At 60.7% G+C, this 20,805-nt stretch carries 20 protein-coding genes and 4 tRNA genes; 6 read left to right on the forward strand and 18 right to left on the reverse strand.

Annotated features, from left to right (window positions below; genetic code table 11):
- Positions 1-57 precede the first annotated feature (57 nt).
- Genes JBO08_RS10880 through JBO08_RS10890 form a run of 3 tightly spaced genes read left to right on the forward strand, consistent with a single transcriptional unit; the run spans position 58 to position 2,414 of the window.
- Positions 58-303, forward strand: a complete 246-nt coding sequence (locus tag JBO08_RS10880; RefSeq protein WP_049712400.1) for a DUF2790 domain-containing protein — start codon at positions 58-60, stop codon at positions 301-303.
- A gap of 42 nt (positions 304-345) precedes the next feature.
- Positions 346-1,017: a heavy metal response regulator transcription factor gene (locus JBO08_RS10885; RefSeq protein WP_049712399.1), complete on the forward strand. Its 672-nt coding sequence runs from the start codon at positions 346-348 to the stop codon at positions 1,015-1,017.
- Positions 1,014-2,414 (forward strand): heavy metal sensor histidine kinase, encoded by a 1,401-nt coding sequence (locus JBO08_RS10890; protein WP_065874091.1) that lies wholly within the window; start codon positions 1,014-1,016, stop codon positions 2,412-2,414. Before JBO08_RS10885 ends, JBO08_RS10890 begins: the two co-directional genes overlap by 4 nt.
- 11 nt (positions 2,415-2,425) lie before the next feature.
- Here the strand turns inward: JBO08_RS10890 and JBO08_RS10895 are convergent, their stop codons facing one another.
- The 4 genes from JBO08_RS10895 to JBO08_RS10910 form a co-directional block, all read right to left on the reverse strand.
- The gene (locus JBO08_RS10895; protein ID WP_220075119.1) at positions 2,426-2,884 is read right to left on the reverse strand and encodes an anti-virulence regulator CigR family protein; all 459 of its coding nucleotides are present in this window, start codon (positions 2,882-2,884) and stop codon (positions 2,426-2,428) included.
- Between the two features lie 63 nt (positions 2,885-2,947).
- Positions 2,948-3,577 carry a pyroglutamyl-peptidase I gene (gene pcp, locus JBO08_RS10900; RefSeq protein ID WP_220075108.1) on the reverse strand — a complete coding sequence of 210 codons (630 nt, stop codon included), beginning with the start codon at positions 3,575-3,577 and terminating at the stop codon, positions 2,948-2,950.
- 7 nt (positions 3,578-3,584) lie between these two features.
- Entirely contained in the window at positions 3,585-4,535 is a 951-nt protein-coding gene (locus JBO08_RS10905) for a DUF979 domain-containing protein (protein WP_065874095.1), read from the reverse strand.
- Positions 4,532-5,248 carry a DUF969 domain-containing protein gene (locus JBO08_RS10910; RefSeq protein ID WP_065874096.1) on the reverse strand — a complete coding sequence of 239 codons (717 nt, stop codon included), beginning with the start codon at positions 5,246-5,248 and terminating at the stop codon, positions 4,532-4,534. Before JBO08_RS10910 ends, JBO08_RS10905 begins: the two co-directional genes overlap by 4 nt.
- A gap of 339 nt (positions 5,249-5,587) precedes the next feature.
- Between JBO08_RS10910 and JBO08_RS10915 the strand changes: the two genes are divergently transcribed.
- Together JBO08_RS10915 and JBO08_RS10920 are read left to right on the forward strand one after the other, a co-directional pair.
- Positions 5,588-6,133: a hypothetical protein gene (locus JBO08_RS10915; protein ID WP_220075109.1), complete on the forward strand. Its 546-nt coding sequence runs from the start codon at positions 5,588-5,590 to the stop codon at positions 6,131-6,133.
- 9 nt (positions 6,134-6,142) lie between these two features.
- Positions 6,143-6,328 carry a hypothetical protein gene (locus JBO08_RS10920; protein WP_220075110.1) on the forward strand — a complete coding sequence of 62 codons (186 nt, stop codon included), beginning with the start codon at positions 6,143-6,145 and terminating at the stop codon, positions 6,326-6,328.
- A 343-nt stretch (positions 6,329-6,671) separates the two neighbouring features.
- Here the strand turns inward: JBO08_RS10920 and JBO08_RS10925 are convergent.
- A tRNA-Val gene (locus JBO08_RS10925) sits at positions 6,672-6,748 on the reverse strand.
- Positions 6,749-6,932: 184 nt separating this feature from the next.
- Here JBO08_RS10925 and JBO08_RS10930 point away from each other — a divergent pair.
- On the forward strand, positions 6,933-8,216 hold the full coding sequence (locus tag JBO08_RS10930; RefSeq protein ID WP_065874098.1) for an FAD-binding oxidoreductase: 1,284 nt from the start codon (positions 6,933-6,935) through the stop codon (positions 8,214-8,216).
- 221 nt (positions 8,217-8,437) lie between these two features.
- On the opposite strand, the gene JBO08_RS10935 is transcribed toward JBO08_RS10930, so the two are convergent.
- The 13 genes from JBO08_RS10935 to JBO08_RS10995 form a co-directional block, all read right to left on the reverse strand.
- Positions 8,438-8,514: transfer RNA gene (locus JBO08_RS10935), tRNA-Asp, on the reverse strand.
- A 104-nt stretch (positions 8,515-8,618) separates the two neighbouring features.
- Positions 8,619-8,695: transfer RNA gene (locus tag JBO08_RS10940), tRNA-Asp, on the reverse strand.
- Between the two features lie 55 nt (positions 8,696-8,750).
- Positions 8,751-8,826: transfer RNA gene (locus tag JBO08_RS10945), tRNA-Val, on the reverse strand.
- A gap of 107 nt (positions 8,827-8,933) precedes the next feature.
- On the reverse strand, positions 8,934-9,698 hold the full coding sequence (locus tag JBO08_RS10950) for an SDR family oxidoreductase (protein WP_065874099.1): 765 nt from the start codon (positions 9,696-9,698) through the stop codon (positions 8,934-8,936).
- Positions 9,699-9,709: 11 nt separating this feature from the next.
- Positions 9,710-10,921, reverse strand: coding sequence for an O-succinylhomoserine sulfhydrylase (locus JBO08_RS10955; protein WP_065874100.1), 1,212 nt, complete (start codon positions 10,919-10,921; stop codon positions 9,710-9,712).
- Positions 10,922-10,986: 65 nt separating this feature from the next.
- Positions 10,987-12,492 carry an amidophosphoribosyltransferase gene (gene purF, locus JBO08_RS10960; RefSeq protein ID WP_049712337.1) on the reverse strand — a complete coding sequence of 502 codons (1,506 nt, stop codon included), beginning with the start codon at positions 12,490-12,492 and terminating at the stop codon, positions 10,987-10,989.
- A 41-nt stretch (positions 12,493-12,533) separates the two neighbouring features.
- Complete coding sequence (locus tag JBO08_RS10965; RefSeq protein WP_003234314.1) at positions 12,534-13,091, reverse strand: CvpA family protein; 558 nt, start codon at positions 13,089-13,091, stop codon at positions 12,534-12,536.
- Between the two features lie 256 nt (positions 13,092-13,347).
- Positions 13,348-14,010, reverse strand: coding sequence for an SPOR domain-containing protein (locus JBO08_RS10970; protein WP_065874102.1), 663 nt, complete (start codon positions 14,008-14,010; stop codon positions 13,348-13,350).
- Positions 13,994-15,301, reverse strand: coding sequence for a bifunctional tetrahydrofolate synthase/dihydrofolate synthase (gene folC, locus JBO08_RS10975; protein WP_220075111.1), 1,308 nt, complete (start codon positions 15,299-15,301; stop codon positions 13,994-13,996). Before folC ends, JBO08_RS10970 begins: the two co-directional genes overlap by 17 nt.
- Positions 15,298-16,218 carry an acetyl-CoA carboxylase, carboxyltransferase subunit beta gene (gene accD / locus JBO08_RS10980; protein ID WP_032888267.1) on the reverse strand — a complete coding sequence of 307 codons (921 nt, stop codon included), beginning with the start codon at positions 16,216-16,218 and terminating at the stop codon, positions 15,298-15,300. The genes folC and accD overlap by 4 nt, the downstream gene beginning before the upstream one ends.
- A gap of 244 nt (positions 16,219-16,462) precedes the next feature.
- Entirely contained in the window at positions 16,463-17,095 is a 633-nt protein-coding gene (locus JBO08_RS10985) for a phosphoribosylanthranilate isomerase (RefSeq protein ID WP_220075112.1), read from the reverse strand.
- A 63-nt stretch (positions 17,096-17,158) separates the two neighbouring features.
- Complete coding sequence (truA, locus tag JBO08_RS10990; protein ID WP_065874106.1) at positions 17,159-17,983, reverse strand: tRNA pseudouridine(38-40) synthase TruA; 825 nt, start codon at positions 17,981-17,983, stop codon at positions 17,159-17,161.
- 141 nt (positions 17,984-18,124) lie between these two features.
- Positions 18,125-20,671, reverse strand: coding sequence for a FimV/HubP family polar landmark protein (locus JBO08_RS10995; protein ID WP_220075113.1), 2,547 nt, complete (start codon positions 20,669-20,671; stop codon positions 18,125-18,127).
- Positions 20,672-20,805 lie beyond the last annotated feature (134 nt).

The raw sequence follows: 20,805 nt of genomic DNA on the forward strand, positions 1-20,805 counted from the left end.
GTTACCGTGTACCCACTGCCACGACGTGACAGCCAACCCTTTTAGAGAGATACCGTCATGAAACTGTTTATCCTCGGCTTTGCCGCTCTGCTCGCAACCGGTTCCGTGTTTGCCGCCGAACCCGTGATCCACGACAAAACCGGCTTCTTCGTGCACCTGGATGTGGCCAAAGTACTGTCAAGCACCGACACCTACGGCCAATGCGGCATCGTCCCGGCGCAACTCAACTACCTGGACAGCCAAGGCCGTGAACACGTGTTGGACTACCAAGTCCAGGCCATCGGTTGCCCCAGTGATAATTGATCGGGCTACACTTGCGCCACGCATAGAGACAAGGCACTTCCCATGAACATTCTTGTAGTCGAAGACGAACCCAAAGCCGGCAATTACTTGCTCAATGGCCTTCAGGAATTGGGTTACTCCGTCAGCCTTGCCCGTGATGGCGTGGACGGCCTGCACCAGGCCCTGGAGACGCCGTTCGACGTCATCGTGCTGGATGTGATGATGCCGAAAATGGACGGCTGGGAAGTGCTGCGCCGCCTGCGCAAGGAAGCCGACACACCGGTGCTTTTTCTTACAGCCCGCGACGACATTGCCGACCGTATCAAAGGCCTGGAACTGGGCGCCGATGATTACCTGATCAAGCCGTTTTCCTTCGCTGAACTGGTGGCACGCTTGCGTACCCTGACGCGCCGCGGCCCGAGCCGGGAAGAGGAGCAGCTACAGATCGCCGACCTGCACATCGACGTACTGAAGCGCCGCGTCACCCGCGCCGGCACACGCATCACCCTGACCAACAAAGAGTTCGCCCTGCTGCACCTGTTCGCGACCCATCAGGACCAGGTGCTGTCCCGTTCGCTGATCGCCTCGCGCGTGTGGGACATGAACTTCGACAGCGACACCAACGTAGTCGACGTGGCCGTGCGGCGCCTGCGCTTGAAAATCGACGACCCGTTCCAGCTCAAGCTGATCCACAGTGTGCGGGGCATCGGCTACCGCTTCGATACCCAGCCATGAGCGGGCGCAGTCATTATTCCTTGACCCTGCGCCTGGCGTTGATCTTCGCGCTGCTCGCCTTCGCCCTGCTGGCTACCCTGGGCGTGGCGCTGTACCGCGAGCTCGAACGGGAACTGATCATGCGCGACGATGCCGCATTGATTTCCCGTGTCGATCAACTGCGCAACTTGCTCAACGACAGCAACACGCTCGACCTGATCAAGACCAAGCCGGAACTGTTCCAGAACATGCTGGGTAACCACGAGTCGGTACTGAGCATCGCCGCGCCGGGACAGAAACCGCTGCTGCTGGTGAACCCGGGTAATATCGATTTGCCGTCCGTGCCCCCCGTCGCGAAGGATCACGCGCTGGGACTCGCCGACGTGCACCATCTGCCTGGCGTCAATGGCGTGCCCTTCTCCACCGTCGCCGCCTCCATCGACTCCGGCGACCTGGGCAGCCTGCAAGTCACCAGCGGGCGCCTGATGACCGAGCGCACCGCGGTGCTCGCCAGCTATCGCTTGAGCGTTTATATCTTGGCGAGTATTGCCGCAATCCTCCTGGCAGTGGTCGGTTACCTGCTTGTTCATCGCGGGCTTTTACCGTTGCGCCGCCTGGCCCGGCACGCCCAGGGCATTGGTGTCGGCAACCTCGCCGAACGCCTCGACAGCCATGGCGCACCGAAAGAACTGCTGCCGATGATTGATTCGTTCAACACCATGCTTGAGCGGCTGGCCAAGGGCTTTGTGCAACTGGGCCAGGTGTCCACCGACATGGCCCACGAACTGCGCACGCCGATCAATAACCTACTGGGCGAAACCCAAGTCGCCCTGCAACAGAACCGCAGCATCGAAAGCTATCAGCAACTGCTGGCGTCCAATGTCGAAGAACTTGAACGCCTGGCGCGGATGCTCGACAACATGCTGTTCCTGGCCCGCACCGACCCGGCCAGCGCCCTGCGCCAACGCCAGGAGCTCAGTGCCACGGATGAGGTTGAACGCATTGCCGAGTACTTTGAAGGCTTGGCGGGCGATGTGGACATCAGCATTCAGGCTAGAGGTGAAGGGGTGATCTGGGCTGAGCCAATGTTGTTGCGCAGGGCCCTGGCGAACCTATGCGCCAATGCCATCAAATATGGTGCGCCGGGGACTGAGTTGGTGATTCAGGCGGTTCCTGATGCCGAGGGCATTTACCTGAGGGTCAGCAACCAGGGCGAAACCATAGCGGCCGAACATCTGCCGCGACTGTTCGAACGGTTTTACCGGGTGGATGAGTCACGGGAACGCTCGGCGCAGTCCAATGGGTTGGGCTTGTCGATTGTGGCGACCATCATGCAGTTGCACACCGGGCGGTACAGCGTGAGCAGCCACGACGGCGTGACCTGCTTTGAGCTGTTTTTCCCAGGACGCGTGGCGTAACGTTTGCCCCGTCAGTCAAAGGCCCCACTGAGTACTTCGTAAATGATGCCCGACGCGATGGTCACCAATATCAGATCGGTACCTGCTTGCTGCCATTCATACCCATCATAACGGGGCAACTGGCCCAATAAACGGCCATCCAGCTTTTTGGCGATGCCCGGCGGCAATGGCTTACCGCGTGCGAGGTTCTTCTGGATACCAGGGGGCAACGCTGGCCCCGGGCTCCAGTAGTTGCGGTAGCCACCCAATACATTCAGTACCCTGCCGCGATCGACGCTGGGGCCGTGATTACCCGATGCGCCTTTGCCTTTGGGTTTGTCATGCCCCTGCCCGCCCGAGCCGTTGCCGTTGCCGTTGCCTTTATCGTTGCCCTGCCCCTTGCCATTACCAGGATCGGCCAGGGCCATACCACTGCCAGCAAACAAGACAAGCGAAAGCACGACAGACACGCACTTCAGAGAGTTGATCATCGCAATTACCGTGGAATGGGTGTCCCTGAACTGTAGTTGAAGGTTGGCGCTCACGCCCTGCCCTCAACTGACCTGACCGCCCACTTCGACGATATCCATCGGGGTTTGCCATGCCGCAGACACCGCGATGCGCAACCCCTCGACCAGGGTCGACAGCACCATCGGCGGCTGGCATGCCCCGTAAACATCGGGGACGTGGATAAAGCCACTGCGCACGCCCGATCCCGCCAACTGGTGTTGCAACCGATAGAACACCTGGTTGCACACAAAGGTGCCCGCCGTTTGCGATACCGATACCGCAATTCCCGCTTTGCCCACAGCCTTGACCATCGCCTTGATCGGCAGCGTCGTGAAGTAGGCTGCCGGGCCGCCAGCCACGACTGCCGTATCAATTGGCTGCTCACCCAGATTATCGGGGATGCGTGCATCGTTGATGTTGATCGCCACCCGCTCCATCGAGATAGTGCTACGCCCCGGCGCCAGGCCGGTGGCGATCACCATCATTGGGTGCAGCTCATCGATCAACTGGGTCAGGCACTCGCCAGCGGTCGCAAACGCGCAAGGCAGGCGGCGCGCAACAATCTGCACATCGCCTTCCAGCAGCACGCCATCCAGTTGGCGCACAGCTTCCCAGGACGGATTCACCGGGTCTTGATCAAAGGGCTCGAAGCCCGTCAGCAGTACAGTTTGCATCTCGACCTCACATCAACAGGTAAAGCAGTACGATATTGACCACCAGCATCATCAACGCGGTCGGCAACTGGGCCTTGATTACAGCGTTCTTGTCCGGCAACTCCAGTAACGCAGCCGGCACAATATTGAAGTTGGCGGCCATGGGCGTCATCAAGGTCCCGCAGTAGCCGGAGAACATGCCGATCGCTGCCATCACCGCCGGGTTACCGCCGTAGATTCCCACCAGTACCGGCACGCCGACGCCGCCGGTCATCACCGGGAACGCCGCAAAGCCGTTCCCCATGATCACCGTAAACAAGGCCATGCCCAACACGTAGACCATCACCGCCACCAACTTGAAATCCAGGTTGATATAGGTGGTAGTGACATGCGCTACAGCCGTGCCGACCCCAGCTTCGTTAAACAGCAAGCCGAGCATCGCCAGCATTTGCGGCAGCACCATGGCCCAGCCCAGGGCTTCTGTGAGGCGGCGGGATTCGCGCAAGGCTTGTACTGGCGTATCGCGGGTCAGCCAGCAGGCAAGGCCAAGGGCGATCAGGCAGCCGATACCGAGGGAGACGAAGGTGGTGTTTTTCGGGTCCAGCAGCGGTACGCCGCCGATTTCGGTGTGTTTGAGCAACACCGAGCCGATCACCGTGGTCAAGGGGATGGCCAGCGCCGGGATAAACAGTTTGTGACCTAGCCGACCGGCACTGGCACGCGAAGCCTTGTCATGCAGCTCGGCATGCTTGCCACGGCCGACGCCGCCCATGCCGGCGATCAATGCCATGACCACGACGCCGACACCGATAACCACCGACGGCAAACGCTCACCGATCAGGAACGGAATGGCGAACAACAACCAGAACAATGCACTGGACCAGCGCTTGGGATGGGTTTTGTCCATCACGATCATGCCCGCCGTGATCAGCAGCAGAACGCCGGCCAGCCAGTAGAGGTATTGAATGGAAATGATCATTGCGCGACCTCCACGGGTGTGGCGGCAGGCGTCATCTCACGGGTGAGCCTTCGGTCAAACCGGTGCAGGCGGATCGCATGGATGATAAACGCGCAGATCGCCGTAGGAATGCCCCACACCGCGATGTGCAGAGGTTCCACATCAATCCCTGAGCCGAGCAGGAAGGTGTGCATCAATGCGATGGCGCCAAAGGCGACAAAGATGTCTTCACCAAAAAACAGCCCGACGTTGTCTGTCGCGGCGCACATAGCTAACACTTTGTGGCGCAATTTGTCTGGTAGCTTGCCGTAGCGTTTTTCGGCGGCACCCTCGGCCATTGGAGCCAGTAACGGGCGCACCATCTGCGGGTGCCCGCCCAGACTGGTCAAGCCCATGGCGGCGGTGGATTCGCGCACAAACAGGTAGATGATCAACAAGCGCCCGACCGTGGCGCGCTCGAACCGTGCAATCCAGTTCTGCGCATGCAGGCGCAGCCCATGGCGCTCCAATAGGCCGATGACCGCCAGGGGCAATAACAGAATCAACTGCAGGGCTCGGGTCTGAAGAAAGCCATCGCCCATGGTGGCAAGGATTTTTTCCAGTGGGAAATGGGCGGCGAAACCGGTGGCGATAGCTGCAGCGGTGACCACCAGCAGAGGGTTGATGCGCAAGACAAAGCCAACCACGATCACAAGTACGCCGATCAACGGCCATAAGTTCACAACAGTTTGCATGGCGAAGAGGTCCTTTAGTGCGCGCTGCGGCGCCATTACAGCAGGATGTGAACAAAGGGCTCACAGCAAGAAGCGGCGTGCAGTCGGCTCGGTTTTTTATTGTTGACCCGGAAGGTCGAGCTTCAGTGGCGGCAACTTTGCTGCCTGGGGCGGGAGGTGTCCAACAAGAAAAATTGTTGCTGCAAACCAATAAATTTTGTGGGTGATTGAGCCGCGCGTACGTAACAAGATGTGGACAGACGCGGAAGGATTCGCGCATCTTAGCGCCGCCCGTTTATCAAGCGTGTGCGGGCAACCCGCGCACGCTTCACCCAATACTGCTGTGGATATGGAAATTCAATGAAAGCCCAAAAAGTCCTGATCGCCCTCTCCTGCGCCGTTGCTTTATCCATGCTGGGTGGCTGCGCCGCCAAGGTAAAAAGTGGTGGCAGCGCCGCGCTGGTCATCTCGGATTCCGCCAAACACAACCTTGTGGTCAGCATCAAGGGCGAAGGCCCGGTCGAGCAAAATCCGGATTGGAACCTGCTCAAGCGCGACTGGAACAACGCGCTCCAAGTCGAAGCCCGTCAGGCCGGCTTAAATGTCATCGAAAGCCCTGCGGTAGCACCGCGTGGTGAGGAAGGTGTCGCCATCAGCATCAACGTGAGCAAGTTCCGCTACATCGAGCCGGGTTCGCGGTATGTCGCCGGTGCGTTGGTCGGTAACGCCTGGGTCTTCTCCCGCGCCGACTACTCCGACCTGAAATCCGGCGCGCCGATTGGTTCGCGCACTTACGACACCTCATCGTCCGCCTGGGAAGGGGTTGCCTCGGCCATGACGCAAAAGCAGGTGCAGGCAATTGCCAAGCAGATGATCAGCGATATCAAGAGTGCCAAGGCCAAGTAAGCCGTCCTTGTGAGCGAATTTTTCGAGTTGATCTGGAAGCTGATCGACCTGGTGCTCAGATTTCTAGATGCCGCGAGCGACTACACCCCGCCACGTCGGAAACGCGTGTTCTCATTCGGGTTCGTGATGTTTTTGCTGTTGGTGGCGGTGGTTGAACTGGTGGTGCTGCAGGCATTTCTTGGAGGGAACGGCTGAGGCTAGCGCTTCGGTTCCCGGCGTTCCCGTCGCCCTTCAACGGCGCTGACCGACCTCAAAAATCCGTGTTTATAGTGACCGGATACTTGCGGGGTGCAACATGCAAAAAGCCCAGCGTGTGGCTGGGCTTGCATCAAAACACCTACTCTGCAGATGACTCGGAGGCTGGCGAAACCTCCTTGAGTGCGAGTTTCGGATCAGCCACCTCCACCCAGCCCTTCTTCAAATACTCATCCGCCACAATTTTACGTATCAAAAAGCAGTAGATGATTGGCAACAGAAACAAAAAAAGGCCCACCTTTCGGTGAGCCCTTCTAGACCGCCCAGCAGAGCGGATTTTGTTTGGTAGGCGCGATTGGACTCGAACCAACGACCCCCACCATGTCAAGGTGGTGCTCTAACCAACTGAGCTACGTGCCTGCTGTGAGGCGGCATTCTACGGAATTCCGGAGGGGTGTCAACATCTTTTTTGCAGCTAACCCTATGAATATGCGAATTTTTTATTGGCGTGGAGCCCACCCGTGAATTTCGGGTGGCTGGCAGGCAATTTTCAACTCAGGTAGGATCGGCGCACTCGTAAAAAATATAAAACAGAGGTTCCAGGATGGCGAACACCCCCTATCCCCAGTCGTATTACGCCGCTTCCGCGAATACCGTTCCACCTCGCCCGGCACTGCAAGGCGAAGTCGAAACCGATGTGTGCGTGATTGGCGCCGGCTATACCGGCCTTTCCAGCGCGCTGTTTCTGCTGGAGAACGGTTTTCGCGTGACGGTACTGGAAGCCGCCAAGGTGGGGTTTGGCGCCTCGGGCCGCAACGGCGGGCAGATCGTTAATAGCTACAGCCGTGATATCGACGTGATCGAGCGTAGCGTCGGGCCGCAGCAGGCGCAATTGCTGGGGCAGATGGCGTTTGAGGGCGGCAGGATCATTCGTGAACGCGTCGCCAAGTATCAGATCCAGTGCGACCTAAAGGACGGCGGGGTATTCGCCGCGCTTAACAGCAAGCACATGGGCCATCTGGAGTCGCAAAAGCGCCTGTGGGAACGCTACGGCCACACGCAGCTGGAGTTGCTGGACGAACGCCGCATCCGCGAAGTGGTGGCCTGTGACAACTACGTCGGCGGTTTGCTGGACATGAGTGGCGGGCACATCCACCCGCTCAACCTGGCCTTGGGCGAAGCAGCAGCGGTTGAATCGCTGGGCGGAACGATCTACGAGCAATCGGCAGCAGTGCGCATCGAGCGCGGCGCCAACCCAGTGGTGCATACCGCCGAGGGCAAGGTCAGCGCCAAGTTCATCATCGTCGCGGGCAATGCCTACCTGGGCAACCTGGTACCGGAACTGGCCGCCAAATCAATGCCATGTGGCACGCAAGTCATCACCACGGCGCCGCTGGGCGATGACTTGGCGAAGACGTTGCTGCCGCAGGATTACTGCGTCGAAGACTGTAACTATCTGCTCGACTACTACCGCCTCACCCGCGACAAGCGCCTGATCTTCGGGGGTGGCGTGGTGTATGGCGCACGCGACCCGGCAAACATCGAGGCAATCATCCGTCCGAAGATGCTCAAGGCCTTTCCGCAGCTCAAAGACGTGAAAATCGATTACGCCTGGACCGGCAATTTCCTGCTGACCTTATCGCGCTTGCCGCAAGTCGGTCGGCTGGGTGACAACATTTACTACTCGCAAGGCTGCAGCGGCCATGGCGTGACGTACACGCACCTGGCGGGCAAGGTACTGGCGGAGGCGCTGAGAGGCCAGGCAGAGCGTTTTGATGCGTTTGCGGACCTGCCGCACTACCCGTTCCCGGGTGGGCAACTGTTACGCACGCCGTTTGCGGCGCTCGGGGCCTGGTATTACGGGCTGCGCGACAAGTTGGGCTTCTAACGCTATCCAACTGTAGGAGCGGGCTTGCTCGCGAATGCGGTGGTTCAGTCACTGGAAATATTGACTGACGAACCGCCTTCGCGAGCAAGCCCGCTTCCCACATAAGCCAAATCCCAGACACAAAAAACCCCGGCCTTTCGACCAGGGTCTTTGCTATCGGATCAAAGTAGCCAGAGGCTTTCTTTGTGCTTCAAGGCGTTCAGTGGGCCTTGAGGCAGATATGGCGCAGCGGACGGGACTCGAACCCGCGACCCCCGGCGTGACAGGCCGGTATTCTAACCGACTGAACTACCGCTGCGTATCGCTTGACCAGTTGAACGTAAACCCTCAACTGTCTTTAAACATCTGATCGATCAGCCTTGGCTGTTCAATCTCAAGCCTGATAAATCAAGCCCGGAAATATGGCGCAGCGGACGGGACTCGAACCCGCGACCCCCGGCGTGACAGGCCGGTATTCTAACCGACTGAACTACCGCTGCGCGTCGGTGCAACCTTTAACGTTGCGTCTTGCCCTGGGGCAAAACTCTCAAGAAGTGGTGGGTGATGACGGGATCGAACCGCCGACCCTCTGCTTGTAAGGCAGATGCTCTCCCAGCTGAGCTAATCACCCTTTGCTTCGTTGAGGCCGCGAAATTTACGCAGATAGCGGACCTAAGTCAATAGCCCGCTTGAAGTTTTTCTGAAAAAGACAAAATTGCTTCAAGACAGCTACCGGCCCTACTCGCTGTAAATCATCTTCTTGCTCATGCCACCGTCCACCACAAACTCTTGCCCGGTGACAAACCCCGCTTGGCGCGACAGCAACCATGCCACCATCGCCGCCACGTCCTCGACCGTACCCACCCTGCCCGCCGGATGCTGGGCGTGATCGGTATCACTCAGCGGCTCGGCGCGACGGGCTGCGGGATCACGCGCATCGATCCAGCCTGGGCTGACCGCATTGACCCGCACTTCCGGCCCAAGGCTCATGGCCAGGGCGTGAGTCAGCGCCAGCAGGCCACCCTTGCTCGCCGCATAGGCTTCGGTGTCCGGCTCCGATTGACGCGCCCGGGTCGACGCCAGGTTGACGATGGCGCCACCATGCGCACGAAGATACGGAGCGCAGTGCTTGGCCAACAGCATCGGCCCACTGAGATTCACGGCCAACACTCGATTCCAGTAGGCCAGATCCAGGCTTTCCAGGGTAATGTTGCGCGGGTCGGCGACCGCCGCATTGCACACCAGTGCGTCCAGGCGCCCGAACTGCCCGAGCACTTCGGCGACGCCTTGGGCCACTTGCTTCTCGTCGGCCACATCCATGGTGATAAACCAGGCGTTTTCGCCCAACACCTTGGACACCCTGGAACCACGCTCGCGGTCCAGGTCGGTCAACACGACTTGCCAGCCTTCGCTGATCAGCCACGCGGCAATCCCGAGGCCAATGCCCCGCGCCGCGCCTGTCACCAGCGCGACACGCCCGTTACTGGCTGCCGCCGTGTCCATGGACCACTCGATCACAAGGCCGCCAGCCCGCGAGCCAGGTCAGCCTGCAAGTCGGCAACGTCTTCCAGGCCCACCGCAACGCGGATCAGGCTGTCACGGATACCCGCCGCCTCGCGCTCCTGTGGCGCCAGGCGCCCATGGGAGGTGGTGCTCGGGTGAGTAATGGTGGTCTTGCTGTCACCCAGGTTGGCAGTGATGGAGATCAGGCGAGTGGCATCGATAAAGCGCCAGGCGCCGTCTTTGCCGCCCTTCACTTCAAAGCTCACCACGGCACCGAAACCACGCTGCTGGCGCTGGGCCAACTCGTGTTGCGGGTGGCTCTTGAGACCGGCGTAGTGCACTTTCTCGATACCGTCCTGTTGCTCCAACCACTCGGCCAGCGCTTGGGCGTTGGCGCAATGGGCCTTCATACGCAGGCTGAGGGTTTCCAGGCCTTTGAGGAAGATCCAGGCATTGAACGGGCTCAAGGTCGGGCCAGCGGTGCGCAGGAAGCCGACGACCTCTTTCATCTGCTCACCGCGACCGGCGACCACACCGCCCATGCAACGACCCTGGCCGTCGATGAACTTGGTGGCCGAGTGCACGACAATGTCCGCGCCCAGCTTCAACGGCTGTTGCAACGCCGGGGTGCAGAAGCAATTGTCGACCACCAGCATCGCGCCCTTGGCGTGAGCGACTTCGGCCAACGCGGCGATATCCACCAGCTCAGCCAAAGGGTTGGATGGCGACTCGACGAACAGCAACTTGGTGTTGGCCTTGATCGCCGCGTCCCAGCCGGACAGGTCCGCCAGAGGCACGTAGTCCACTTCGATGCCAAAGCGCTTGAAGTACTTTTCGAACAGGCTGATGGTCGAGCCAAACACGCTGCGCGACACCAGCACATGGTCGCCAGCGCTGCACAGGCTCATCACCACCGCCAGGATTGCCGCCATGCCGGTCGCCGTGGCCACCGCCTGCTCAGCACCTTCAAGCGCCGCGATACGTTCTTCGAACGCGCGCACGGTCGGGTTGGTGTAACGCGAATAGACGTTACCCGGCACTTCGCCAGCAAAGCGCGCAGCGGCGTCGGCCGCCGTGCGGAACACGTAGCTGGACGTGAAAAACATCGGATCACCGTGCTCACCTTCCGGCGTGCGGTGTTGGCCGGCGCGCACAGCCAGGGTATCGAAAGCTACGCCATCGAGGTCGCTGTCCAACCGACCGGCATCCCATTCCTGACTCATGCTGCCACTCCTTACTCAATTCTTTATTTAAGATACAAAACCGGCCCCTCAGGGCCGGTTGTCACTCAGTTGTTGTACAGATCGATAATCGCGCTGACCGCCTGCGTCTTGATCTTCGACGAGTCATTACGCGCCTGCTCGATCTTGTTCAGGTAGGCCTCGTCGACATCCCCGGTCACGTACTTGCCGTCGAACACGGCGCAGTCGAACTGGTCGATCTTGATCTTGCCACCGCCGACCGCTTCGATCAGGTCCGGCAGGTCCTGGTAGATCAACCAATCCGCGCCGATCAGATCGGCAACGTCCTGGGTCGAACGGTTGTGGGCGATCAGTTCATGGGCGCTCGGCATGTCGATACCGTACACGTTCGGGTAACGCACGGCAGGCGCGGCGGAACAGAAGTACACGTTCTTCGCGCCGGCTTCGCGGGCCATCTGGATGATCTGCTTGCAGGTGGTGCCACGCACGATGGAGTCATCCACCAGCATCACGTTCTTGCCGCGGAACTCCAGCTCGATCGCATTGAGCTTCTGGCGAACCGACTTCTTGCGCGCCGCCTGGCCCGGCATGATGAAGGTACGGCCGATGTAGCGGTTTTTCACGAAGCCTTCGCGGAACTTGACGCCCAGGTGGTTGGCCAATTCCAGCGCAGCGGTACGGCTGGTGTCTGGAATCGGGATTACCACGTCGATGTCATGCTCAGGACGCTCGCGCAGGATCTTCTCGGCGAGCTTCTCGCCCATGCGCAGGCGTGCCTTGTACACCGAAACACCGTCGATGATCGAGTCCGGACGCGCCAGGTAGACGTGTTCGAAGATGCACGGGGTGAGTTTCGGCGCCACGGCGCACTGGCGGGTGTGCAGCTTGCCGTCTTCGGTGATGTACACCGCTTCACCTGGCGCGAGGTCGCGAATCAAGGTGAAGCCCAGCACATCCAGGGACACGCTTTCGGACGCGATCATGTACTCGACGCCTTCGTCGGTGTGACGCTGGCCGAACACGATCGGGCGAATGCCGTGCGGGTCGCGGAAGCCGACGATGCCATAACCGGTGATCATGGCGACCACGGCGTAACCACCGACGCAACGGTTGTGCACGTCAGTCACGGCAGCGAACACATCTTCTTCGGTCGGCTGCAGCTTGCCACGCTGGGCCAGCTCGTGGGCAAACACGTTGAGCAGCACTTCCGAGTCGGAGTTGGTGTTGACGTGGCGCAGGTCAGATTCGTAAATCTCCTTGGCCAACTGTTCAACGTTGGTCAGGTTACCGTTGTGCGCCAGCGTGATGCCGTAAGGCGAGTTGACGTAAAACGGCTGAGCTTCGGCCGACGTCGAGCTGCCGGCAGTCGGGTAACGCACATGGCCAATGCCCATGTGCCCGACCAGGCGCTGCATGTGACGCTGGTGGAACACGTCACGTACCAGGCCATTGTCCTTGCGCAGGAATAACCGGCCGTCGTGGCTGGTCACAATACCGGCAGCGTCCTGGCCGCGGTGCTGGAGGACGGTTAGCGCGTCATACAGCGCCTGATTGACGTTCGACTTACCGACGATACCGACGATGCCACACATGCGACGCAACCCCTACTTAATGAATCTTGACTGAACACAACTTACTGAGGCGTTTTGGCCGGTAAGAGGTGTTCCTTGAACGGAAGATCAGCGGGTACGCTGATTCCGCTGGCCAGCCACTGACTGCTCCACCCCAGAATGAGGTTCTTGGACCAATCTGCAACCAATAGAAATTTTGGCACGAGTACCGACTCCTGCCACCATGCATCCTGCTGTACCGGCCCCAGGCTCAACAGCCCGACCGCCACGACCACCAGCAACGCGCCACGCGCAGCGCCGAAGGCCATGCCGAGAAATCGATCGGTCCCGGAGAGGCCGGTGACACGTATCAACTCGCCAATAAGATAATTGACCATTGCCCCCACCAGCAGCGTGGCGATGAACATGATGGCGCAGCCCGCGATGACGCGAGCCGAAGGTGTCTCGATGTATCCGGCCAGGTAGACCGACAATGAGCCGCCGAACATCCAGGCTACGACTCCTGCGATGATCCAGGTCAGCAACGACAGTGCTTCTTTTACGAAGCCGCGGCTTAGACTGATCAAAGCGGAGATGGCGACAATTGCAACAATCGCCCAATCAACCCAGGTAAATGGCACAGTGCAGCCTACGGACAGATGAGGCGGCGCATTTTAGCAGAGCGCTGGGCTGTCGGTAAGCTGTGATTGCGGCTGCTTTGCAAATCAATAGTTTGTGGCAAGCCAACGCGATTTCAAGCCACCACAAAACAAATGTGGGAGCTGGCTTGCCTGCGATGGGGCCGGCACATTCAACATCTCTGTTGATTAGCCCACCGTCATCGCAGGCAAGCCAGCCCCCACACTTGGCTTGCATTCCAACCAGAGGCTGGCGGTATCAGCCGCGCTCAGGCTGGAAACGGGTGACAAAACCCTTCAGGTTCTGCTGGCGATCCAGCAAGTCCCGCAGGCGATCCGCCTCTGCACGCTCGATCAGCGGCCCGATAAACACGCGGTTCTTGCCGTCGGCGCTGCGGATATAGGCGTTATAGCCCTGGCTACGCAGCTTTTTTTGCAACGCGTCGGCGCCTTCGCGGTTGCCCAGGCTGGCCACTTGAATCGACCAACTGATCGGCAAGCCATTCGGGTCGATACGACTCTGGCCCACATCAGGCTTGCCTGGTGCGGCGGGTTGCGGTGCTACCGGCTTGGGCGCGGGTGCAGGCGCGACGGGCTTGGCAGCCGCGACCGGCGCAGCGGGTGCTGGCTTGACCACTGGCACGCTGGGTTGCACCGGCATTGACGGTGCTTGCTGCGCAGCTACTTCATCATCCGTCGGCACAGGTTCTTCTTCCGGCAACGCCTGAGGCTCAGGCACGACCACCGGCTCAACCTGAACCTGCGGCACCGCCGGGGCTTGTGGCGCGGCCGGAGCCTCAACCACCACCTGACGCTCTTCGTCCTGGCGAGAAAACAGCATCGGCAGGAAAATCACCGCCAGCGCTACCAGAACCAAGGCTCCGACCATTCGCTGCTTGTATGCGCTATCCAGTAATGCCATGTGCAGCTTCCTCCGTGGAGCGCCGGGCTAACCACTCAAGCGCCTCGGCAACGCAATAAAATGACCCGAACAATAGAATTTCATCGTCGGGTGTGGCAACGGCGCACTGCGCTTCAAGGGCCTCGGTGACGCTTGCATATGACGCCACAGGTGCACCAAGGTTCTGCAAGGCCAGTTCCAGCTCAGCAGCCGTGCGACTGCGCGAAGTATCCAGCGGCGCCACAGCCCAGGCCTGGACACTGCCCAACAAGGGCGCGACCACGCCATCCAGGTCCTTATCCGCCAGCAGACCGAATACGGCAAGGCGACGACCGACCGGCGGCGTGCGTGACAGGCGCCGCGCCAGGTACTCGGCCGCATGGGGGTTATGTCCCACATCCAACAGCAAGTTCAGGCGCTTGCCCTGCCATTCGAACGCACGACGATCCAGGCGCCCTACCACGCGGGTAGCCAGCAATGTGGCAGCAATCTGCTCGGCATTCCACGGCAGATCCAGCAGCAGATAGGCTTGCAGCGCGAGCGAGGCGTTTTCCATTGGCAGGTTCAATAGCGGCAGGTCACGCAGTTCCACCGCCTGGCCACGGGCATCGCGCCCACGCCATTGCCAGTGCTGTTCACCGATCTCAAGATTGAATTCGCGGCCGCGCAGGAAGAACGGGCAACCCAGCTCGCGCACCTTGTCCAGCAAGGTGTGCGGCGGATCCAGGTCACCACACAGCGCAGGCTTGCCCTGGCGGAAGATCCCGGCTTTTTCATAAGCCACAGACTCACGAGTGTTTCCCAGGTAGTCGGCGTGATCCACGCCAATGCTGGTAACCAGCGCCAGGTCAGCATCCACCACGTTAACCGTGTCCAGACGCCCGCCCAGACCGACTTCCAGCACCACCACATCCAGTTGCGCACGCTCAAACAGCCAGAACGCCGCCAGGGTGCCCATCTCGAAGTAAGTCAGGGAAGTTTCGCCTCGGCCCGCATCGAGTGCAGCGAAGGCTTCGCAGAGTTGCGCATCAGTGGCTTCGACGCCATTGAGTTGCACCCGCTCGTTGTAACGCAGCAGGTGCGGGGAACTGTAGACGCCGACTTTCAGCCCTTGGGCCTGCAGCAGCGCCGCGACAAAGGCACAGGTAGAGCCTTTGCCGTTGGTGCCGGTTACCGTAATCACGCGCGGTGCCGGACGGCCCAACCCGAGGCGGGCCGCTACCTGTTGCGAGCGCCCCAGACCCATGTCGATGGCGGACGGATGCAACTGCTCAAGGTAGGCAAGCCATTCGCCCAGGGTGCGCTGGGTCATAGGTTTGCTGGCACCGGCGGCACCACGATCGGCTCGACTTTAGGCGCGACGTATACAGGCGTCGGCAGGCCCATCATTTGTGCCAGCAGGTTGCCCAGGCGTGGACGCAGCTCACCGCGCGGGATGATCAGGTCAATCGCACCGTGCTCCAGCAGGAACTCGCTGCGCTGGAAACCTTCCGGCAGCTTTTCGCGTACGGTTTGCTCGATCACGCGCGGGCCGGCAAAGCCGATCAGGGCCTTTGGCTCGCCGACGATCACGTCACCCAGCATTGCCAGGCTGGCGGAAACGCCGCCGTAGACGGGGTCGGTCAACACGGAGATGAACGGGATGCCTTCTTCGCGCAGACGCGCCAGTACCGCGGAGGTCTTGGCCATTTGCATCAGGGAAATCAGGGCTTCCTGCATACGTGCGCCACCGGAAGCGGCGAAGCAGATCATCGGGCAACGGTTTTCCAGGGCGTAGTTGGCCGCGCGGACAAAGCGCTCACCGACGATGGCACCCATGGACCCCCCCATGAAGGAGAACTCAAACGCCGACACCACAACTGGCATGCCCAGCAATTTGCCGCTGACGGAAATCAGCGCGTCTTTCTCACCGGTCTGCTTTTGCGCAGCGGTCAGGCGGTCCTTGTACTTCTTGCCATCGCGGAACTTGAGACGGTCAACCGGCTCCAGGTCGGCGCCCAGCTCGTTACGGCCATCAGCATCCAGGAAAATGTCGATGCGGGCGCGCGCGCCGATACGCATGTGATGGTTGCACTTGGGGCAAACGTCCAGGGTCTTTTCCAGCTCCGGGCGATACAGCACCGCGTCGCAGGATGGGCACTTGTGCCACAGACCTTCAGGAACCGAGCTTTTCTTCACCTCGGAACGCATGATCGAAGGGATCAGTTTGTCTACTAACCAGTTGCTCATGCTTTCTTTCTCCAGTACCGGTGGCTTGAACACAGCCCCGCGTATGCCCTTGAGCTAAATTCATATGTGGCGATGACACATGCTGGACGGGGTCAGACGTTCGACCGGCCATTTCCTGCATGCATCCTCAGCCTTCCAGACAACCTGCCAGCGCAGGGTTGCCACTTCAATTCCGGGCCACCCACAGGCGGCGCCGGGCTGTTTTACACAGTGGTAGTTATGGACGGCGGCAGACTGCCAGCCGTCACATCCCACCACCGCTGTTGCGCACGGCCTGCATGAATGCGCGAATCTTGCTGTGGTCCTTGATGCCCTTGCCCTGCTCTACCCCTCCGCTGACATCCACGGCATACGGCCGAACCTGCTCGATCGCCGCCGCGATATTCGCAGGGTTGAGCCCGCCAGCCAGGATGATCGGCTTGCTCAAGCCTGCGGGAATCAGCGACCAATCAAACGCTTCGCCGGTACCGCCGGGCACGCCTTCGACGTAGGTGTCGAGCAGAATCCCGCGAGCGCCATCATAGTCGGCACACGCCGCCGCGATGTCATCCCCGGCCTTGACCCGCAACGCCTTGATATACGGGCGCTGGTAGCTTTCACATTCTTCCGCCGTTTCGTCGCCATGGAACTGCAACATGTCCAACGGTACGGCATCCAGGGTTTCGTTGAGCTCACACCGGCTGGCGTTGACGAACAGACCCACGGTGGTCACGAACGGCGGCAATGCGGCAATGATCGCCCGCGCCTGCAACACATTCACCGCCCGCGGGCTCTTGGCGTAAAACACGAAACCGATGGCATCCGCGCCTGCCTCGACTGCCGCCAGCGCGTCTTCTATGCGGGTAATCCCGCAAATCTTGCTGCGAACGGCTGACATGTCGTGAAAACCTCGGGGTTGGAACCAGAAAGTCCCGGATGGTAACAAAAGCTTTTCCGGGCGTCAGCCGCCAAGTTCGCTGAAACCTGTGAGGAAGTGTGGCCCGATGAAACGTTCCGGCAATTCGAACTCGTCGCGGTACTCCACATCCACCAGGTACAGGCCGAACGGATGTGCCGTGACCCCGCCCGTGCGGCGGATGCGGCTTTCCAGTACTTCCTTGGCCCACTCCACCGGGCGCTCGCCCGTGCCGATGGTCATCAGCACCCCGGCAATGTTTCGAACCATATGGTGCAGGAAGGCCCCGGCGCGGATATCCAGCACAATCATCTTGCCGTGTCGGGTCACCCGCAGGTGGTGGACTTCCTTGATCGGCGACTTGGCCTGGCACTGGCCGGCACGAAAGGCACTGAAGTCATGCACGCCCACCAGGTGCTGCGCAGCTTCGGCCATGCGCTCAGCGTCCAGCGGGCGGTGGTTCCAGGTAATTTCTTCGTTGAGGTGCGCCGGGCGGATCTGATCGTTGTAGATCACGTAGCGATAACGCCGGGCGATCGCCTTGAAGCGCGCATGAAAGTGCGCCGGCATCACCTTGGCCCAGCTGACACTGACGTCATGGGGCAGATTGATGTTGGCGCCCATCACCCACGCTTTCATTGACCGTTCAGCCTGTGTGTCGAAGTGCACCACCTGGCCGCAGGCGTGCACGCCTGCGTCGGTGCGCCCGGCGCACATCAGCGATACCGGTGAATCGGCGACTTTGGACAGGGCCTTTTCCAGGGTTTCCTGCACCGTCAGCACACCGGAGGCCTGGCGCTGCCAGCCGCGATAGCGCGAGCCTTTGTATTCCACGCCAAGGGCGATGCGGTAAAAGCCTGCGGCCGCCATTTCGGCGGCCGCGTTATCTATATTTGCCAAGAACTGAGAGCCTGATGAGTTGCGCAGAGGGGGTCATTATGCCGGTTTGTGCGGGAGCCCACAAAAGCAAAACGGCGCCCCGAAGGGCGCCGCTGCTTTAACAATTGACGATCACGCCAGCCGGCCGAGCATTTCCTTGGCCTCGCCACGCTGGGTCTCATCACCTTCGGTCAGCACTTCAGAGAGGATGTCCCGCGCGCCGTCCGCATCGCCCATGTCGATATAGGCTTGGGCCAGGTCGAGCTTGGTCGCCACCTCATCCGTGCCGGAGAGGAAGTCGAATTCCGGCTCATCGTCGCCCAGCGCAGCGTCTTCCGCAGTAAAGGACGGCTCGATGGACGGATGTTCCAGGCTCTGGGACAGGCGATCCAGCTCGGCATTGACATCATCGAGCTCCGACGCAAAAGCATCAGGCTTGGCGCTTGCTTGCGGCTCATCGGCCAGGGACAGGTCGAAATCTTCCGGCAGATCGAAATCGTCCAGCGCCGCAGGGGTCAGGGTCGGCGGCTCGACAGCAGGCACGTCCTTCATCTGCTCTTCCAGGCCCGAGAGGAAGTCATCATCGGATTGCGCCGAAGCCGGTGCATCAGGTTGCAGGCCCAGGTCAAAGTCCGAAAGGTCATCCGGAGCGGCGTTGGCTTCGGTCTGTTGCTGCAGGAGCGACTCGAATGTCTGCTGATCGCCCTTGACCTCAGCCGGGGATGCCTCTTCCAGATCGTCCAGGCTCAAATCGAAATCGGTGTCGAAGGCCTCTGGCGCAGGCTCAGTCGGCTTGTCTTCGAGCAAATCCTTGACGTATTGAGCGTCCAGAGCGGCGGCGGCAACCGCAGCGCTGACGCCCGCCGCCAACACGGCCATGGCCGGGAAGCGGCTTTTGAGCTGCTCGACCTGGGCGTGGTTTTCACCATTGGCTACCAGCTGACGCTCTTGGGTGACGAAGCCGTCCTTGTCGTTTTGCAGGCCGTAGACTTCCATCAGCTTCAAACGCAGGTCGCTGCGCTTGGGCTCATGCTTGATTGCCTGCTGCAGCACATCGGCGGCCTGGTTCAGGTGGCCACGGTCGATATGGGATTGGGCCTGGGCCAGCGAATCGCTGGAGTTTGCCGGGGCGACAGCAACAGCCAGCGGCGCAAGTACAGAGGCAACGGTCGGCACAACAACTGCCGGCTCAACGACTGGGGCCACCGCTGGAGCAGCGGCCAACTTGACGCTTGGCGGCGGCACTTCCAGGCCTTCGAAACTGTCCGGCGGCAGGTCGTGGTCGATGTTGGAGGTGAACTCCGGCTCTTCAGCCAGGGCCCGCGCCATGCGCAGGTGCTTTTCCTCTTCGCGGCGAGCATTGCGATGGCGCGCCCACAGCAGCAGAAGCAACAGCACCAACAAAATAGCCGCACCGCCGAGCACGCCGAGCACGACAGGGTTCGTCAGCAAGTCGTTGAATTTGCCCTCGGTGGTGGCAGGCGCTGCATCCGTCTTGACTGGTTCAGCCGCTGGCACAGGCGCTGCTGTCGCTGCATCGGGCACTGCCGGGGCAGCAGCCGGCTCACCTGCCAACTGAGCGGGCATTGCTGCAGTGGCCGGAGCGACCGGAGCGCCCTTTTCAGCCTGTAAACGGGCAAGCTGATCGTTTTTCAGTTGAATCAGTTTTTGCAGCTTGTCCAACTGGCTTTGCAGGTCGGCCGCGCGGCTTTTCAGCTCTTCGTTGTCGCGACGGGTAGTGTCCAGTTGCTCCTGGGTCATCGCCAGTTTGTCGCTCAGTACCGCGCTGTCGCCGGCCTTGCCTTTGGCGCCCTTCTTGGCCGCTTCGGCCGAAACCAGGCTCAGGTTGTCCTTAGCGTTGGTACTCGCTGGCGCGTTGCCAGCTTGGGTGCGCTTGGTGGCGTCCAGTTGCTGCTTGCCCGCCGCAGGGTTGGTGGCGACGCGCCGGCCCTGGCGCCAGGCGGCATTCTGCGCGCGGACTTCGGCTATCGCCTGAGGTTGTGGCAGCGCGGTGCTTTCTACGGTATCCGGCAGGCGCAGGACCTGGCCGGTTTTCAGGCGGTTGATATTGCCGTCGATAAACGCGTCCGGGTTGAGCGCCTGGATCGCCAGCATGGTCTGCTGGACCGAGCCGCCATTGCGATTCTTCGCGGCAATTTCCCACAAGGTGTCGCGGGGGGTGGTGGTGTGCTGCGCCGCTTTGCTCACGGCTGGCGCGGTGCTGGCCGGCGCCGCCACACGCGGGGCAGGTGCGGCGGCCGTCGGTGCCGGCTGGTCGAACTTGGCCGGGTCGAGCAATACGCTGTAATCGCGCATCAAACGGCCATTGGGCCATTGCACCTGCAGCAGGAAGCGTACGTAGGAGTCCGGCAGCGGCTTGCTTGAGGTGACACGCACCACGCTGCGGCCGTTGGGATTGACCACCGGGGTAAACGTCAGGTCATTGAGGAACGCCTGGCGATCGACGCCCGCATCCACAAACGCCTGGGATGAGGCCAGGCTCGGCGTGATCTCTGAAGCCGTGAGGCCACCGACATCGAGCAATTCGATCTCCACCGCCAACGGCTGGTTCAACTTCGACTTGAGGGTCATCTCCCCCAGCTGCAGCGCCTGCGCCATACCGGAGGACAGCGCCGAGGCGGCCGCTATTGCTAACACCAGTTTGCGAACTTGAACCATAGCCTCATCCTTTGTTTGAACACTCCCCGGCCTGCGAGAAGGTTGGTAACCGCTGCCATAAGGCATGGCGAGCCGATAGGTTACCGACGCGCTTCTGTTCTGCTTTGGGCCAAGCATAGCGCCTGGCTAGAATC

This window comes from Pseudomonas sp. LAP_36, assembly GCF_019456785.1.
GTDB classification, from domain to species: Bacteria; Pseudomonadota; Gammaproteobacteria; order Pseudomonadales; family Pseudomonadaceae; genus Aquipseudomonas; species Aquipseudomonas tritici.